At 69.8% G+C, this 18,515-nt stretch carries 9 protein-coding genes; 5 read left to right on the forward strand and 4 right to left on the reverse strand.

The genetic code is table 11. The features are described 5' to 3' along the window. Positions 1-42 precede the first annotated feature (42 nt). The 3 genes from SOM39_RS03735 to mdtD all read left to right on the forward strand — a co-directional run bounded on the left by SOM39_RS03735 (position 43) and on the right by mdtD (position 2,998). Entirely contained in the window at positions 43-294 is a 252-nt protein-coding gene (locus SOM39_RS03735) for a WGR domain-containing protein (protein ID WP_217537395.1), read from the forward strand. 51 nt (positions 295-345) lie between these two features. Continuing rightward, positions 346-1,419, forward strand: a complete 1,074-nt coding sequence (gene hemE, locus SOM39_RS03740; protein ID WP_320457512.1) for a uroporphyrinogen decarboxylase — start codon at positions 346-348, stop codon at positions 1,417-1,419. Positions 1,420-1,594: 175 nt separating this feature from the next. After that, on the forward strand, positions 1,595-2,998 hold the full coding sequence (gene mdtD, locus SOM39_RS03745; RefSeq protein ID WP_093532867.1) for a multidrug transporter subunit MdtD: 1,404 nt from the start codon (positions 1,595-1,597) through the stop codon (positions 2,996-2,998). Between the two features lie 67 nt (positions 2,999-3,065). On the opposite strand, the gene SOM39_RS03750 is transcribed toward mdtD, so the two are convergent. The 4 genes from SOM39_RS03750 to SOM39_RS03765 all read right to left on the reverse strand — a co-directional run bounded on the left by SOM39_RS03750 (position 3,066) and on the right by SOM39_RS03765 (position 17,103). Then, complete coding sequence (locus SOM39_RS03750) at positions 3,066-6,563, reverse strand: hybrid sensor histidine kinase/response regulator (RefSeq protein WP_320457660.1); 3,498 nt, start codon at positions 6,561-6,563, stop codon at positions 3,066-3,068. A 153-nt stretch (positions 6,564-6,716) separates the two neighbouring features. Next, positions 6,717-9,872, reverse strand: coding sequence for a two-component regulator propeller domain-containing protein (locus SOM39_RS03755; RefSeq protein WP_320457513.1), 3,156 nt, complete (start codon positions 9,870-9,872; stop codon positions 6,717-6,719). Continuing rightward, positions 9,869-13,378: a hybrid sensor histidine kinase/response regulator gene (locus tag SOM39_RS03760; RefSeq protein WP_320457514.1), complete on the reverse strand. Its 3,510-nt coding sequence runs from the start codon at positions 13,376-13,378 to the stop codon at positions 9,869-9,871. The genes SOM39_RS03755 and SOM39_RS03760 overlap by 4 nt, the downstream gene beginning before the upstream one ends. A 137-nt stretch (positions 13,379-13,515) precedes the next feature. Beyond that, the gene (locus SOM39_RS03765; protein WP_320457515.1) at positions 13,516-17,103 is read right to left on the reverse strand and encodes a hybrid sensor histidine kinase/response regulator; all 3,588 of its coding nucleotides are present in this window, start codon (positions 17,101-17,103) and stop codon (positions 13,516-13,518) included. Positions 17,104-17,257: 154 nt separating this feature from the next. Here SOM39_RS03765 and SOM39_RS03770 point away from each other — a divergent pair, with 154 nt between their 5' ends. Both SOM39_RS03770 and SOM39_RS03775 read left to right on the forward strand, forming a co-directional pair. Further along, the gene (locus SOM39_RS03770) at positions 17,258-17,944 is read left to right on the forward strand and encodes a YceI family protein (RefSeq protein ID WP_414715842.1); all 687 of its coding nucleotides are present in this window, start codon (positions 17,258-17,260) and stop codon (positions 17,942-17,944) included. After that, positions 17,941-18,513, forward strand: coding sequence for a cytochrome b (locus SOM39_RS03775; RefSeq protein WP_320457516.1), 573 nt, complete (start codon positions 17,941-17,943; stop codon positions 18,511-18,513). The genes SOM39_RS03770 and SOM39_RS03775 overlap by 4 nt, the downstream gene beginning before the upstream one ends. Positions 18,514-18,515 lie beyond the last annotated feature (2 nt).

Raw genomic sequence — 18,515 nt, forward strand, 5'->3', positions numbered from 1 at the left:
CGGTGACGGCCGTGTTGCCGGTTCGCGGCTACAATCGCGGCCATGCGCATCTTCCTGCAGCAACCTGTCAACGGCACCGATCCGACCGGCTACCTCCAGCTCACCCTGCAACCGGACCTGTTCGGCGGCTGGGAGCTGCTGCGCGAGTCGGGCCAGGTCGGCAGGCACGCCAAGCTGCACCGCCAGTTCTTCGCGGAACAGGCCCAGGCAGAAGCCGCGTTTGAAAAGGCGCGCGACACCGAGCTCAAGCGCGGTTACCAGATCACCTATACCAGCGGTGTGCCGCCGCGCTGAGCGGCCCGCCTCCCCCTGGCCCTGCGCCACCCGATTCCAAGGAAGCAACCCGTGACCAGCCCCTCCCGCCACGATCGCCTGCTGCGCGCCCTGCGCCGCGAACCGGTGGACTGCACCCCCGTCTGGCTGATGCGCCAGGCTGGCCGCTACCTGCCCGAATACCGCGCCACCCGCGCCAAGGCCGGCAGCTTCCTGGCCATGGCCAAGAACCCGGAAATCGCGTGCGAAGTCACCCTGCAGCCGCTGCGCCGGTTCGACCTGGACGCGGCGATCCTGTTCTCGGACATCCTGACCATTCCCGATGCGATGGGCCTGGAGCTGTACTTCGTCGAAGGCGAGGGCCCGAAGTTCCGCCATCCGGTCCGCGATACTGCCGCCATCGCCAGGCTGGCGGTGCCGGACATGGAAACCGAGCTGCGCTACGTGATGGATGCGGTGCGCGTGATCCGCCGTGAGCTGGACGGCCGCGTGCCGCTGATCGGTTTCTCCGGCAGCCCGTGGACGCTGGCCTGCTACATGGTCGAAGGCGGCGGCAGCAAGGATTTCGCACGCATCAAGGCCATGGCCCTGAACGAGCCGGCCGCACTGCACCAGCTGCTGTCGGTGGTGACCGATGCGGTGGTTGCGTACCTGGCTGCCCAGCGCGCGGCCGGCGCGCAGGTGCTGCAGGTGTTCGATACCTGGGGCGGCGTGCTCAGCCCGTCCATGTACCGCGAGTTCTCGCTGCGCTACCTGACCCGCATCGCGCGTGAACTGGAGCGCGGCGACGGTGACCAGCGCACCCCGCTGATCCTGTTCGGCAAGGGTACAGGCCTGCACCTGGCCGACCTGGCCGACACCGGCGCCGATGCGCTGGGCGTGGACTGGACCCTGGACCTGGCCGACGCGGCAGCGCGCACCGGCGGCCGCGTGGCGCTGCAGGGCAATCTGGATCCGGCCACGTTGTACGGCAACCCGGAGGCGATCGAACGTGCCGCCGGGCAGGTGCTGGACAGCTACGCGCGCGGCAATGGCGGTTCCCGCGAGGGCCACGTGTTCAACCTCGGCCACGGCATGTCGCCGGACATGAATCCCGAACACGTGCAGGTACTGGTAGAAGCCGTACATTCCATCAGCCGCCGTTGATGTAAGACCGCACGCCCCCCGAGATCAGGTGACCAAGGATCGTAGTGACACGCCATGCGTGTCAAAGCCATGATCCTGCGCACGTACCCGAGCCATGCGTGTCGGCGCGGTGCCCGTCACCGGGCATTGCTCCGCATCTGCGATCATGTGCACCTCGTTGATGAAGGTGCACACGATGACGACCCCCAGCTACGCCTCGTTCCGGCCCCTGTTGTGGCTGGTGTCGCTGGCGATCTTCATGCAGATGCTGGATTCGACCATCGTCAACACCGCCCTGCCTGCCATGGCCCGCAGCCTGGGTGAAAGCCCGCTGCAGATGCAGTCGGTGGTGTTCAGTTACGCGCTGGCGGTGGCGACCTTCATTCCCGCCTCCGGCTGGATCGCCGACCGCTTCGGTACCCGCCGCACGTTCCTGGCGGCGATCATCCTGTTCACCCTCGGTTCGCTCGCCTGCGCGCTGGCACAGACCCTGCACCAGCTGGTTGCCGCCCGCGTGCTGCAGGGCGTGGGCGGCGCGATGCTGCTGCCGGTCGGGCGCCTGGCGGTGATGCGCTCGGTATCCCGCGAACAGTTCCTGCGCGCCATGAGTTTCATCGCCATCCCTGCGCTGGTGGGCCCCCTGATCGGCCCCACCCTGGGCGGCTGGCTGGTGGAAGTGGCGTCCTGGCACTGGGTGTTCCTGATCAACCTGCCCATCGGCGTGATTGGCTACGTGGCCGCGCTGAAGATCATGCCCGACCACTACGCCGAACACCGCACCCGCTTCGACATCGCCGGCTACCTGATGCTGGCGTTCGGCATGGTGGTGCTGTCGCTGGCGCTGGATGGGATCTCCGGCATGGCCACCCCGCACGCGCTGGTGATGTTGATGACCGTGGCCGGGCTGGCTGCGCTGGTCGGCTACTGGCTGCACGCGGCCAACTCCACCGCGCCGTTGTTTTCGCTGGCGCTGTTCCACGTGCCCAGCTACCGCATCGGCATCCTCGGCAACCTGTTCTCGCGGATCGGCAGCAGCGCCATGCCGTTGCTTATCCCCCTGCTGCTGCAGGTGGGCATGGGCATGAGCCCGATGAACGCCGGGCTGTTGATGATTCCCGTAGCGGCCGCCGGCATGTTGTCCAAGCGCTACGCGGTCAAACTGGTGGAACGTTTCGGCTATCGCCGGGTGTTGATGGTCAACACCGTGCTGGTCGGGTTGGCCATGGCCAGTTTCATCTTCATGGTGCCCGGCCAGCCGATGTGGCTGCGCGTGGTGCAGCTGGCGGTGTTCGGCGCGGTCAATTCGTTGCAGTTCACCGTGATGAACACCGTGACCCTGCGTGACCTGGACCGTGATTTCGCCAGCTCGGGCAACAGCCTGCTGTCGATGGTGATGATGCTGGCCACCGGCTTCGGCGCTGCGGCCGCGGGCAGCCTGCTGGCCGCGTTCGAGCACCTGGACACCCTGCACGGCGCCACCGCTGCACTGCACGCCACGTTCGTGTGCGTGGGCGCGATCACGCTCACCTCCACCGTCATCTTCTGGCAGCTGCCCGACGCCCGCCCCTCTCCCCGGGATGTGGAAGAGGTCGCCGAATAGGCGACCCCGGTAGCATCGGACCGTTGGTCCGATGACATTTTGTGGCCGGCAACACCGGCCATTGCTGTTACCCACGCCCCTCCACCACCACCCGCGCGATCGCCTGCTCCAGCAGATCACCGGTCACCGGCTTGCGCAGGAAGCCCTGGAAGCCCGCCTCGCGCACCCGCTGTTCGATGCCCGGGTCGGTCCGCGCCGTCACCGCCAGCAACGGCATCGCATAACCCTGGTTGCGCAGGTGCCCGGCCAGTTCCATGCCGCCCAGGCCGGGCAGGTCAAGATCCAGCAGCACCACGTCGAAGGACGCGTCGCTCACTTCGCGCAGCGCTGCCAACGCGTGCGCGGCGTGCACCACCTCGTGCCCGCGCGCGCCCAGCAGGCCGATGATCACGCTGGCCACGGTGTCGTCGTCCTCGACCAGCAGCAGGCGCAGTGGCGGCAGGGGGTGCCCCTCGGCAACGCCGGCACTCCCGACCGTGGCGTCGGCCATCTGCAGCGGCAGCGGCAGGGTCACGCTGAAGCGCGTGCCCACGCCCAGCTGGCTTTCCACCCCGATCTGGCCCTGCATGGCCAGCGCCAGCTCGCGGCAGATCGCCAGGCCCAGGCCGCTGCCACCGTACTGCGCAGCGGTGCGCGCACCGTCGGCCTGCTCGAAGCGCCGGAACAGACGCTGCTGCTGGTCGCTGCTGATGCCGGGTCCGGTGTCGGAGACTTCGAAGTAAAGCCCGCGCGACGGCGCCAGCGCGCGCACCTTCAACCGCACTTCGCCGTTGCTGGTGAACTTCACCGCGTTGCCCAGCAGGTTGAGCAGGATCTGCCGGACGCGCACCGCATCACCCACGCTGCACAGGCCAGTGGCCAGTTCGTTGTCCACCACGAAGCGCAGCCCCTTCTGCTCGGCCAGCGCGGCCATCAGGGTGCATGCATCATCAATGACACCCTGCAGCGCGAACGGCTGCGCCTGCAACTGCAGCCGCCCCGATTCGATCCGCGCCAGGTCCAGCGCGTCGTTCACCAGGTGCAGCAGGTGCTCGCCGGCATGTCGGATCGATTCGGTGTAGCTGCGCTGCTGCGGGTTCAACGGCGAGCCCAGCAGCAGCTCGCTCATGCCCAGCACACCGGTCATCGGCGTGCGCACTTCATGTCCCAGGTTGGCCAGGAAGCGCGTCTTGGCGGCCGATGCCTGTTCGGCCAGTTCCTGCTTGTGCAGGGCCAGCTGGTAAGCGTGGCGGCGTTGCACGCGGCGCCGGTACAACCAGGCGAACAGGCTCATGAGCAGCAAGGCGATCGAGGCCATCACCAGCAGCCCCGATACGCTGCGCCACCAAGGCGGCATCACGCGGAACTCCAGTACCTGCACCCGCGACCAGACCAGGTCGGCCGAGCGCGCCTGCACCTCCAGTCGATAGCGCCCGGGCGGCAGTCGCGAGAACACACGTTCGCCGCCCGGCCCCACTTCCACCCAATCCGGATCGTAGCCGGCCAGGCGATAGCGATAGCTGTTGGACGATGAGTCGGCGAAGGACAACAGCCGCGCCACGATGCGAAGGTCGCGGTCGGCGTCGGCGATTTCCAGCGGCGCCAGGTGGGTCAGGTCCAGTACCCGCTCGCCACGGCGCACCTCGACACGTTCAATCACCAGCGGTGCGCGCCGGGTCGCCGGGCGCACCTGGTCCGGATCGAACAGCACCACCCCGGCCGGCGTGCCGCCGACGATGTGGTTGCTGGCCGTGCGCACCAGCGTGCCGCGGCGGAACTCCTGGCTGGGCAGCCCATCGCGCACGCCGTACTGGCGCACGCTGCCCTGGTTGGGATCGACGCGGATCAGGCCACGCGAGCTGGCGGCCCACACGATGTCCTGGGCGTCCACCACCAATCCCGTCGCCGACAGCTGCGGGAAGCCTTCTTCCGGCCCGACCTGGGCCTCGCGCTCGAGGCGCTTCCCGTTCCAGCGGTAGCGGATCAGGCGGCCTTCTTCCGATACCCACATGGAGCCGTCGTCGGCCGACGCCAGGGCATGACTGGCGACAGCTGCCGCGCCGGGCACCGCCTCGAACCGCGCACGCGCCGGCACCCACTGCAGCAAGCCTTGGTTGGTGGCCACCCAGAGATGGTCCTGCGGACCGCACATGAGATCCAGGACCAGCTGTCCGGGCGCAAACCCGCCCGTGCCGGCCGCGATCCGCTGCCGCACGCCGCCGTCCAGGCCGCGCTGCTGCAGCCCGCCGGACGCAGCGCTCCAGACCCCGCCACCGTCGCAGAGCGCCAGCGCGTCCACGTCGCCTTCCATGGCGGCATCGGCACCGGCATCGCTGCCCCACCGTTGCAGGGAGCCGGTACCCGGGTCGTAGCGCAGGAGCGCTTCGTGCGATCCGATCCAGACATGGCCACGCGGGTCTTCCAGCACCGACAACAGCCACTGGGGACCATCCACCCACGTCCGGTGCTGGTCAACCTTGCCAGTGACGGGATCGAAGCGGTCCAGTGCGCCATGGGTGCCCACGGCCCACACACCGCCATTGGCCGATGCGGCCATGCCCAGCACGTAGCCGTTGCGAAGCGAGGCCGGGTCATCCTCCAGCCGCGACAGCACCGAGAACTGCCACCAGCGCGGCAGCAGATGCCACAGGCCACTGTTGGTGCTGGCCAGCCAGATTCCGCCTTCGCGGTCTTCGTACGCGCCGGTCCAGTTGGGCCGCACCTGGCCACGGGCCACCGCGCTGTACAAGGGCACCTGCTGGAAGCGGCCCTGGTAGGCACGCCCGAGACCCGACCGGGTGTCGAGCCAATAGCCGCCCTGCTCGTCGCGCAGCATCATGCCCAGTACCTGGTCGCCGGCATCCACCTTCCAGGGCGCCGGGGCGAAGCTGCCGTCTGCCCGGCGAACCACCGTACCGGCATTGGTGCTGATCCACAGGCTGCCATCCAGCTCGGCGGTCAGCCCGTTGACCAGGGGCGTGGGCAGCTTCGACGCGGGCACCCGCTCGAAGTCGCGCCCGGTCCAACGCGCCAGCCCCGCCTTGGTACCGACCCACAGGCTGCCGTCACGGGTGGTGGCCATATGCGTGACCGACGCGGCCGGCAGGCTGCGCCGGTTGCCTGGCTCCGGCATGAAGCGGGTGATCACGCCATTGCGGTCGAGCCGGTGCAGGCCGCCCTCGTAGGTGCCGAACCACAGCGCCCCGTCACCGGTGGAGGCCAGGCTCCAGATCGTATTGCTGCCGATCACCGGGTTGCTGGCACGGTCGAAGAAGCGAAGTTCGCGGCGGTCGGCCGACATCATCGCCAGCCCGGCATTCTCGGTACCGATCCACAACTGGTTGCGCGCATCCACGTGCACGCTCCACACCATGTTGTCGCGAAGACCATCTTCGGCGCGCCAGACCCGGTAATTGCGGCCGTCGAACCGGGCCAGGCCATCGTTGGTGGCCAACCACAGGTAGCCGTACCCGTCTTCGGCCATGCGGTTGACGGTATTGGACGGCAGACCATCGAACACGGTCAGCTGGCGCGGCGTTGGCGGAACCGGCTGCGCTGCCACCAGCCACGGCCACATGCACAGCATCCCGAACAGGAGCAGCCAACGCGTAGGCAACACCAAGCAATCTCCTGGAGCGGGTCGGGGTCAACCGATGACGTGCAGATGGGGCCGGACTTGTCGCAGAAAGCCCAAGTCACGGGGTGGATGGTAAACGGTTCGCCGGATGGGAACGAACCATCAGGGCACGCCCGCCTGCTGCAGTGCCCGGCGCAGCGACGCGGCCGTGACCGGCTTGGGCAGGAGCCCCGCGCCACCGGCAGCCCCCACCCGCCCGGTCAGGCCGGCGGAGGGTTGCCGGCTCATCGCCAGCACCGGAGCGGACACGTTCCGCCCGGGCAGCAGGCCGATCAGGGTCAACCCATCGATGCCGGACAGGTCCAGGTCCACCAGCACCAGGTCGAACCGGCCCGCCGCCAGTTCGGTCAACCCTGCCAGCGCGTGCGCCGCATGCACCGGCTCCCAGCCCTGCGCGGTCAGCAGTGCACTGACTGCAAGGGCGGCGTGGTCGTCCTCGTCCACCAGCAGCACCCGGCCACGGTGCAGCGGCGCCACCGCCGGCATGGCTATCCCCACTTGGACGTGCCACTGCCTCCCCGCCGTCGCATGCACGCGCAGGGTGCCGCCGAGAGCGCCGGCCAGGCGTTCGGCAGTAGCCAACGCCAGGCGCAGGGACGCCAGCGACGGCGTCGGCGCGGCGCTCCCGGCGCCGCGGCCCGGCGGGTACGCAGCGCGCCCGGCGGCGGTGAACCGCCACAGCAGCCCCTCGCGCCCGGGTCGCCAGGCGACCTCCAGCACCACGTGCCCCGCGCCGGTGTGCCGCCCCAGCACGCGCGTGACCGCATCGAGCAGTTGCCCCAGTCGCAGCGCATCGCCGTGCGCGCGTGCGTCGCCCGCCACCTGCAGGCACAAGGCCAGCGCGGTGCCACGCCGGCAGGATGGCAGCAGCTGGCGCGCCAACCACTGCCGGTGGACGGCGCCCACCTCGAAGTCGGCCGCCTGCAGGGGGGTACTTCCGGCCTCCAGGCGAGCCTCGTCCAATGCGTGGTTGACCCGCTCCAGCAGCGCGTGTCCGCTCCGCAGGATCCGTTCCAACGGCTGCCGCTGGGCCGCATGCAGGGGCGATGACAGCAGCAGTTCGGCCATGCCCAGGATCCCCGTGAGCGGTGTGCGCACCTCATGTCCGAGGTTGGCCAGGTAGTGCGATTTGGCCTGCGCCGAGCGCAGCGCCAGCGACAGGCCCTGTGCGGAGACCTGCGCCCGCCGCCCGCGCGCGACACGGCGTACCGCCGCCCATGCCCCGCCGCCGAGCAGCAGCGCGCCCGCCGATATCCGGGCGCCCACCAGCGCCGGGTGGTGCCAGCCGCTGCGCTCCACCTGCAGCAGCAATGACCGGGTTGATGACCAGCTGCCGTCGGGCAATCGTGCCTGGAACTCCAGGCGGTGCTCGCCGGGTGGCAGTCGCGGGAAACCGCGGGTCCCGCTGCGGCCCACCCGGATCCATTCCCGGTCCAGGCCGCACAGCCGGAACCGGTACTGCTGGCGCGCGTGCATCCCAGCGCCGAGCAAGCGGACGCTGACCTGGATATCCCGATCGTCCGGCTGCAGGTGGAGCACCGCCTTGGAAGGCAGTACCTGCAGCAGTCCGCCACGATGCAGTTGCACACGCTCCACCACCAGCGCCGGCTCCCCCCTGCACGCGGCCAGGCCCACCGGGTCGAACCGCACCCTGCGGCCGTGTGCATCCACGGCCAGCATGGTCGATCCATCGGCCTGCAGCTGTGCATTGAACACGGCATCGGGTACCCCTTCGCTTCGCGTGTACAGCCGCACCTGGCCCTCGCGGGGGCGAAGACGCAGCAGGCCACGCGCGCTGCTGGCCCACAACGCGCCCTGTGCGTCGCTGGCCAGCGACGCCAACCGCAGCGACGGCAGTCCCTGGCGTGCATCAATCTGCACGCCGGGCCGGGCCACGCCGTCCTGGATGAGATAGCGCCGCACCGTACCCGCACTGGCCACCCACAAGGCGCCGTCCTCTGCCAGGTGCAGCGCGCTGACCTCGCCGTCGACACCGACAACGGGATGGAAGCGGCCGTCCGCCCACCGCGTCAGGCCATGACGACCTCCCCACCAGATGCCGTTGCCTGTATCGCAATGCAGGGCCAACGGACCGGGCGGCGGCGCCTGGTCGGCCGCACCCCAGCGCCACTGTCGGGCGCCGGTGCCGCCAGGCAGCTGCCGCTCGATCCCCGTGCCATCCAGACGCCAGCGGCTGCCATCGGCGCAGGCGAGCGCCAGCGGCGGCGCGTCAGGAGCCAGATGCAACCCGCTGATCGCCGGCATTTCCTGCGGCGCCGCATCAAGCGACATGAAGTGCTGCCAGTGCGGGGGCAGCCGCCACACCCCCATATGCCGCCCCAGCAACCAGAGGCTGCCGTGGCGATCTTCCAGGGCCGTGCGGAACCGGGGCACATCGGCGCTGCCCAACGGTGCGATGCCCACCCCGGGCAGCTGACCGCCTCCGCTCTTCCACACCCGGGCGTCCTCGCCCAGCCACGGTCCGCCGCTGCGCGACGCGCCCAGCGCGCGCGTTCCCGCCGGTGCATCCACCGGTTCCAGCCGCCCCTCGTCCGAGGCGCGCCACGGGCCTGCCGCGCCGGCTACCCACAGCCGCTGCCCGGCATCCACCAGCAGCGCGCTGACCGGCGCAGTGGCCAGCATCGTGGGCGGCGGCAGGAAGCGACCGTTCCTCCAGCGGGCCAGGCCGCGCGGCGTTCCCACCCAGAGCGTGCCGTCGGCCGCCAACGCCAGGTGGTCGACGCGACGGTCCGGCAGGCCGTCCGCGTTCACGGTGGGCAGGTATTGACGCAGCCGGTGGCCCGGCTCCAGCCGGAACAGACCCGCGTCGCGCGTACCGAACCACACCACGCCCTCCGGCGTTGGCAGCACGACACCGATCGCCACGCCCGCCAGGGCCGGAAAACGCGCGCTGTCGAAGCGCTCGATGTGGCTGCGGTCGGCCGACAGGCGCATGAGGTGGCCCTGCCCCGTCCCGATCCACAACCGGTCCTGCGCATCCGCCGCCATCGACAGCAACTGGTTGTCGGCCAACCCCTGCTCCATCCGCCAGATCCGGAAGCGCTGGCCATCGAAGCGGGCCAGGCCATCATCGGTGGCGAACCACAGGTAGCCGTCGCGGTCTTCCACCATCTGGTGCACCGCGTTGGACGGCAACCCGTCGGCGGTGGTGAAGCGCAGCGCCATGGGGGGCGCCGCGCGTACCGATGACGCAAGCAGCAGCAGCGCCAGCAGCAGGCCCTGCAGGGGGCCGATCATGCGCCCGTCACCGCGGCAGCCAACCGCGCCCCGGTCACCGGCAGGCGCAGGAAACCATCGAACCCGCCCGCGCGTGCATCGCGCTCGGCGCAGGCATCGGCGCGTGGCGTAAGCGCCACGCGCCGCACCCCCGGCCACAACCAGGGCAGGCGTGCACTCAGCCGCCCGCCCGCCACCACCATGTCCGGATCAGCCGCGATGAGATCCCAGGGCCCCGGATCGACGTCGCGTACCCACGCGTCTGCATTCTCGACCGCCACCACCCGGTGGCCCTGGGAACGCAGCAGCGCACACACCACCTCGACAGCGTCCGGTTCGGTCGCCGGCAGCAGCACCATCACACGCAAGGCGCGCGATGGCACGGCAGCGCACGCGGTGCGGCGCGGCGCGGCGGGCGCCGCGGCGGGTGCAAGCGCCGGCCACGGCAGTGTCAACTCGAACTGGGTGCCACGCCCGCGCTGGCTGTCGACGTCCAGGCGTCCGCCCATGGCATGTGCCAGGTCCCGGCTGATGGCCAGTCCCAGCCCGCTGCCGCCAGGGTGGGCGGCGGTGTCTGCCGTTTCGACCTGGCTGAAGCGCTGGAACAGCCGCCGCACCTGCGCCGGGCTCATCCCCGGGCCGGTGTCGGACACACACAGCACCAGCCCGCGATCCTCCGGCCCGGTGCGTGCGCTCAAGTTCACCTGCCCATGCGCGGTGAACTTGAGGGCGTTGCCCAGCAGGTTCAGCAGAATCTGGCGCAGGCGCTGCACGTCGCCGTGGAAGCAGGCGCCCGCTGGCAACGTGCTGGTCCAATGCAGCAGCAATGCCTTGCGCCGCGCCACCGGCAGCAGCAGCGCATGCAGCTCACGCATGACGTCCACCAGCACGAAGGGCGCTGGGTGCAGCCGCAGGCGGCCTGATTCGATACCGGCCAGGTCCAGCGCATCGTCCATCAACTGCAGGAGGTGGTGCCCCGCCTGCTGCAGGCTGCCGACCTGCTCGCGCTGCACGCCCGACAACGGCGACTGCAGCAGCAGCTCGCTCCAGCCGAGTACCGGCGTCAACGGCGCACGCACCCGGCGGCCCAGTTCGGCCAGGAAGCGGGTGCGCTGCATCGAATCCTGCTCCGCCCGCAGGCGGTGCGCACGCGCCTGGCGCCGCTGCGCGCGTCGCCGCTGCCGGCGGTAGTGCAGCCGCGCTCCCCCCATCAGCGCTGCGCAGATCGCGGCAGCCAAGGCGACACGACCGGTTGTTGTTTCCCACCACCGGGGCACCACGCGCAACGGCAGCTGACGCACCGCCGACCACGGCCCCCCGGCGTGCCGCGCCTTCACCAGCAGGGAGTGCTCACCGGCCGGCAGGCGGGTGAAAAGGCGCTGCGCCACGGGGCCGGTGTCGACCCATGCCGGGTCGTGTCCCAGCAGGCGGAAGTGGTACTGGATGCGATCAGGATCGCCACGACCGAGCAGGTTCACCGCGACCCGCACATGGCGGTCCCCGGTGCCCAGGATCACCGGCGGTGCGGCGATCGGCACCTGGATCACCCGTCCATGCCGACGACGGCTCATTGCATCGAGCACCAGAACCGGCACCGTTGCCGGGGCGCGAAGCGCGCGCGGGTCGAACGCCAGCAGTCCGCCTTCGCGCACGCCTGCCACCAACGCGCCCGAGCCCAACCGAAGCAGCCGCTGGGGAAGCACCTCCTGCACGGGCAGGCCCTGTGCGGTGTCCAGCACCCCCACCTCACCCGCGTGCGGATCCACCCGCAGCACGCCGCGCGCGGCCCCCGCCCATGCCACGCCATCGGCGCCCACCACCAGTGCGTTGGCACGCACTTGCGGGTAGCCTTCGGCGGCGCCAATGCGGCGTACTCGATGCAACCGTCCCTGCGCCAGACGGTACTGCTCCAGGGAGCCCAGGCGGCTGACCCACAGCGTGCCATCGTCGGCTTCGGCGATGGCCGACACGGTCCCGTCGCCATCGCCCGGGACCGGCTCGAAGCGCTCGCGTGCAACAGACCAGCGCATCACGCCTTGCGGATCGGTGGCCCATACCTCGCCATCATGCGTGCACAACAGCTGCCGTAGCAGAACGTCCTGCCTAAGCCCCACCTGCTGCGGTGCCGCACTGTGCAGCCGCTTGCCGTCCGTCGACCACCGTTGGATCGCTCCAGGGTGCGCGAGCCAGACATCGCCGTTCGCGCATATCTGCAGGTGGATGGGCCCTTGGTCCGTGCCCAATCCGAGCCCCCAGTCGCGTTGGCTGCGCCGCTGCGGGTCATGGCGCAGCAACCGGTCGGCACTGGCGACCCAGACCCGTCCCTGGGCATCTTCGGCCACACCCACCGGGAGCGCGCTGACGCCGGCATGTGGGAACCGGAGCACGTCACGGCCGCGTCCGGTACGCAGGTCAAGGCGCTGCAGGTGCCCGCGACTGCCCGCAACCCACGCGTGGTGCGTTCCCGATGCGGCCAGGCCCAGTGCGTAGTGACTGCCGTTTCCCGACCCGCTGTCGGCGGTGGCGGGCAAGGCCGTGAACTGCCGCCAGCGGGCCGACAACCACCATACGCCGTGCTGCTCACTTACCCACCACAGGTCACCGTTGCGGTCTTCCAGCGCCTGGCGGATCACCACCGGCCCCGGCGCAGTGCCTGGCGCGGGTTGCAGCGTCCACGGCAGGCTGGCGCCGGCTTCCTGCCGCAGCAGCGCCGCGCCCTGTTGCTGCCAGAGCACGCCGTCCGCACTGCGCAGCACGCTGCGTGCGCGGAGCGGCCGAATGTAGGCACCTGCTGCGCTACTCGTTGCCCAGGTGCCATGCGCCGAGGTGACTTCAATTCCCCCGCGTGGATCGGCCCAGAGCGAACGGATCGGCGCTGCGGATCCGGCCGGCAACGCCATCCGGGCCAGCCGTGTGCCATCCCATCGCCAAAGCGATGCGGCCTGGGCCACCCACAACGCACCTGCGCTGTCGCGCGCGAGTGCCATGACCGGGCCACCCTCCTGTGGCAGCGGCTGCAACGCCCACTGCGGGTCGCGTGGTGCCCGCCGATAGAGCCGATGGTCGCTTCCAATGGCCCAGATCCGGCCGTCGCCGCTGCTGTGCACCTGGCGCAGCAGCCCCTGGCGCAGCGCTGACGGGGCAGATGCGGGCAGCCGCTGGAACCCACCACGATCAGCGCCCATCATGACCAGCCCCGCACTGGCCGTTCCCACCCAGAGCCGGTCGAGGGCATCCACGTGAAGCGTGCGCAGGTCGACATCCGGCAAACCATCCTCGAGGCGCCACAGCCGGTACCGCTGGCCGTCGAAGCGCATCAGGCCGTCGCTGCCCGCCAGCCACAGGTAGCCGGAAGCGTCTTCAGCGATTTCGCGAACGTTGGGGTCGTGCAGGCCTTCGGCCATGCCGAGCAGGCGCGGCGATGGCACATGTACGACACCCGCATGGCCTGCTGCCGGCCACATCAGCAGCAGGGCCAGGAGCAAGGCTACGGGCTGCCCGCGCAGGGCCTCTCGCGGAGGCGTCACCGTCTACCGCACCATCATCGTTCTCATTGCGGCCACGGTAGGGCGATCGCGGCCAGCGCGCACCCGCGTTCCCGTAAAAACGTCACAAAGCAGTGAATCAATTTTTGAATTGAATTTGCCGATTTCTGATACGCAGCCTATGGAGAGGCCACCATCCCGGGCGGGCTGCGGCGGGTGGCACACGCCTGCGCGATCGCGGCCACCAGCAGGTCGCCGGTCACCGGCTTGCGCAGGAAGCCATCGAACCCGGCCGCGAGGACCTGCTGTTCGGCATAGGCATCCGAGCGCGCCGTCACCGCGATCAGCGGCAGCGCGTAGCCCATGGCGCGCAGCTGCCCGGCGATGGCGATGCCATCCAGCGCGGGCAGGTCCAGGTCAAGCAGGCCGATGTCGAAACGTCCGGCAGCCACTTCCGACAACGCCGCCAACCCGTGCAGGGCATGCACCACCGTGTGTCCGCGGGCCTGCAGCAGCCCGGCAATGACGTCGGCTACGGTGGCATCGTCTTCCACCAGCAGGATCCGCAACGGTGGCAGGGCAATCGGCGCGCCATGCAGCGGCGCATCCGCAGCGGGCCGCTGGCGCACGGTCCACGGCAACGGCAGGTGCACGGTGAAGCGGGCCCCCTGTCCGGGCGCGGAGTCGATGGCGATGCGTCCGCCCATCGCCACGGCCAGTTCCTGGCAGATCGCCAGGCCCAGGCCACTGCCGCCATAGCGGGACGCCGTCCGCGGGCCGTCCGCCTGTTCGAAACGGTGGAACAGGCGCTGCTGCTGGTCCTGGTTGATGCCTGGCCCGGTGTCGGTGACCTCCAGCTCGATACCGCTCCCGCCCGGCACCAGCTCGATGCCCAGACCGACATGGCCGTGTTCGGTGAACTTGATCGCATTGCCCAGCAGGTTCATCAGGATCTGGCGCACGCGCATCTCGTCGCCACTGACCTGCACCGGGCCGGGCAGGTTGAAGCTGCGCTCGAAGGCCAGCCCGCGATGATGTGCCATCGGTTCCATGAGCGTTTCGACCTGGGCCAGCATCGACATCAGGTCAAACGGCCGGATGTCCAATTCCAGCCGCCCCGCTTCGATCCGGGCCAGATCCAGCGCGTCATTGACCAGCCGCAGCAGATGGGTACCGGCGTGCTGGATGGACGCGGCGTAGCCGCGCTGCAGCTCGTCCAGTGGCGTGGCCAGCAGCAGTTCGCTCATGCCCAGCACACCGGTCATGGGGGTACGCACCTCATGGCCGAGCGTGGCAAGGAACCGGCTCTTGGCCTGCGACGCCTGTTCGGCGATCTGCTGCTTGTGCACGGTCAGATGCCATTGCTGGCGGCGGCGCAGACGGGCGCGGGCAAACGCCGCCACGGCGGCCACCAGCAGCAGCCACAGCACCACGTAGCCCAGCACGGCCCAGCTGCTGCGCCACCACGGTGGCTGTACCTGCACGGTGATCGTGCGTGACGGGGTCCATTCCCCATGCGGGGGAGCGGCCTGCACGTCGATGGCGTACTGGCCTGGCGGCAACCGCGACAGCAGGCGTTCGCCATCTGCGTTCTGCATCACCCAGTTCTGGTCATAGCCGGACACTCGGTAGCGGTAGCGGTTGCCCATCGGGCTGGCATAGGACAGCAGGCGCGCCGAGATGATCAGATCGCGATCGCCCGGGCCCAGCACCAGCGGCGCGTTGACCGGCAGCGACTGCTGGCCTTCGGCATCGTCGCGGCGTACCTGGATGTTGTCGATGACCAGTTGCGAAGGCGGCAGCGGCGTGTCTGCTGCATCCGGGTCGAAACCCACCAACCCGGTCGCGGTGACGGCCAGCACCCGGCCGTCGGCACCGGCCACGGGTGGGCGTCCGCTGAATTCCCGATCCGGCAGCCCGTCCTTCTCGCCGTACAGCCGCAGCCGACGTTCGCGGGAATGCCAGCACACCAGCCCACGCGTGGTGGTGGCCCACACCTGCCCGTTACGGCCAAGCGCGATACCCCCCATCGACACCGGCGGCATTCCCTGCGCGGCCCCGACCCGTTCCCGCAGCGTCATGCTGAGCCCGTCCCACCGGTAGCGCTCCAGTGCGCCACTGCGCGCCATCCAGACCTCATCGGCACTGACCCAGGCCATGTCGAAGAGGTTGCCAGGCGCAATGCCGGGCACGCGTTCAAAGCGGTCCTTCTGCCACCGCAGCAGCCCCATCTCGCCCGTTTCGCCCATGTCGCCCATGATCCACAGCCCGCCGCGCGGATCGAACAGCATCTGCTCCACCGGCACATCGACCAGGCCGCGGCCGTCACCGATGCGGATGTCGTCGAGCAGCTTGCCCTGCGCGTCGCGGCGCTGCACGCCGTAGTTCGTGATCGACATCCACAGATCACCGTTGGGCGCTTCGCGGATCAGCTCAATGCGTTGGCGCACATCCGCGCCGCCTCCGATCTTCCACTCGCGCAGCTGTCCGGTCTTTGGCTGGAACAGCCCCAGCCTTCCGGCCCGACCGAGCCAGAGCGCACCATCGGCGCGCGGCAACACCGACCTGACCGCTCCCACGCCGATCTGCTTCTCGGTGGCTATCTGGTGCAGGCTTCCGCCCGCATCCAACCGGTACACCCCATGCGCCCCGGCGACGTAATAGTCGTTGCCTGCCGCAGCTGCCCCGAGCAGGTACGCACTGTCCAGGGGTTTTCCATCGAGCTGGTACCAGGTGGAGAAACGCTTCCAGTCCGGAGGGAGGTAGGCCAGGCCCTGGGTCAGCATGGCCACCCACAGTCCCCCCTCGTGGTCCTGCAGCAGGTCCAGCACGCCGCTGCGTTCGGTGAGGAATCCGCTGCCGCCATCGCCGGCCAGCAGGCGCAGCTGCGCGTCATCGCCGCGATACAGGCCGTCGGCCGTGCCCAGCCAGTAGCCGCCATTGCGATCATGCAGCACCGAGGCGGCACGCACATCGGCGCCCACCTTCCACGGTGCCGGGCGCGCGTCGCCGTCGGGACTGATCCGGAACAGCCCTCCCTCGGTACCGGCCCACACCGTGCCATCGGGGTCGCGGGTCAACCGGAACACGCTTTTGCCGCCCAGCACCGCCGGGGCGATCCGGGTGAAGCCGCGGCCGTCCCAGCGCGCCACGCCGCTGCCGGTACCCACCCAGACATGGCCTGCAGGATCGGACAGCAGGCTGTAGATGGTGTCGTCGGGAAGCGCTGCCGGATCGGCCGCGTTGGCCTGGTAGCGGACCAGCGTCCCGTCCTCTTCCCGCCGGCAGATGCCATGGCGGTTGGTGCCGATCCACAAGGCCTTGCCCGCATACGCCAGCGACCAGAACTGCCCCTCGCAATGCTGGTCGAGGTCTGGGAACCGCTCGAAGCGTTCGCGGCCAGGCCCGAGCATGCTCAGGCCAACGCCGTTGCTGCCCACCCAGACCCGATCCAGCGGGTCGACCAGCAGCGTCTCGATCTCGTTGCCCGGCAGCGAGCCGGGATCGTCGGGTTCATTGCGCCAGACCCGCAGGCCAACGCCGTCGATGCGGGCCAGGCCATCATCGGTGGCGGCCCAGATGTAGCCCTGACGGTCCTGCGCCAGGGCAAGCACCATGCGCGAGGGCATGCCTTCGGCGGCGCCGAGGCGGCGCATGCGCGGTGTCTCTGCCGATGTCCCTGCGGCCCACAACGCCGACGGCACCGCATACAACGCCAGTGCCAGCAGCACGATGCCTGCCCGCCAACCGCGCGCGCTCAACGCCATCGAGTTCTCCCTGTTGCCCGGGATTGTCACACAGTGCGCTGCACAACGCCCCGGTCGCGCGCTGCGGGGCACACCACGATCTGTTGCAGCCATGGTGCTGCCAGGCATCACGGAGCAGCGCGTATGATCGGCCCAGCCCTGAACGGAGCCGGCCGTGACCAAGCGCCTGACCCTTGCCCTGCTGTTGTGTACCGCCCCCTGGGCGGCGAGCGCCGCGCCCGATACCTACCGCCTCGACCCGGTGCATACACGGGTGCTGTTCGCGGTGGAGCACGCCGGTTTCTCGCAGGCACTGGGCACCGTCTCGGGCAGCGAAGGCGTGCTTGCCTTCGATCCCGACGACTGGAGCAGCGCCACGCTCACGGTCAGCGTGCCGCTGCAACGCCTGGATCTTGGCGATGACAAATGGAACAAGGCCGCGCTGGCGCGCAGCCTGCTCGATGCCGAGCGCCATCCCGAGGCCCGGTTCGTATCCACCCGCATCGAACCGGTCGATGCCACCCATGCGCGGGTGATCGGTGAGCTGACCCTGCGCGGGGTCAGCCACGAGGTCGCGCTTGATGTCACGCTCAACGCGGTCAAGCGCCACCCGATGCCGCCATTCCGCCGTACTGCCGGGTTCTCAGCCACCGCCACCCTGAGCCGAAGCGCGTTCGGGGTGGATGCGTGGCCGTCGATGATCGGCGACCAGGTCCAGCTGCGCATCGAAGCCGAAGCCCTTCGCGACCGCAGTGCCACCGATCCGCAGGACACACCGTCCGTCGACCCGCCGGGAACTCCGGAACCGATCGACGACTCCGACACTCCCTCTACTTCGCCAGCCCGGAAGCGCTCGCCATGACGACCCGAAACACCCGTGACCGCTGGGGCAGTGTCAGCCAGGGACTGCACTGGCTGATCGCCCTGCTCATCCTCCTGCTCGGCATCGTCGGCCTGACCATGGGCGAACTGCCACGCACCCCGAAGTATTTCTGGGTCTACACCGCGCACAAATCGCTGGGCATCACCGTGCTGGCCCTGGTGGCGCTGCGCCTGGGCTGGCGCCTGTATGCCGGCGCGCCCGAACCGGTACCCGGCACCCCGACCTGGCAGGAACGCATCGCCTCGGCCACCCACTGGTTGCTGTACGTGCTGATGTTCGCGCTGCCGTTGTCGGGCTGGGTCTACGATTCGGCCAGTGGCCTGCGGCCGTTCCGCTGGTTCGGGCTGGTCGACGTGCCCAAGCTGGTCGCGCCCAACCCGGGCGCGCGCGATATTTTCCATGCCATCCATGAGTGGGGCTTCTGGGTGCTGATCGCCGTGGTGGTCGCCCATGCCGGCGCTGCCTTGTACCACCACCTTTTCCAACGCGATGCCACGCTTGCGCGCATGCTGCCGCAGGGCTGGCTCGCCTCCCCCCAGAAGGACTGACG

The sequence above is a fragment of the Stenotrophomonas sp. CFBP8994 genome (genome assembly GCF_034044835.1).
GTDB classification, from domain to species: domain Bacteria; phylum Pseudomonadota; class Gammaproteobacteria; order Xanthomonadales; family Xanthomonadaceae; genus Stenotrophomonas; species Stenotrophomonas rhizophila_A.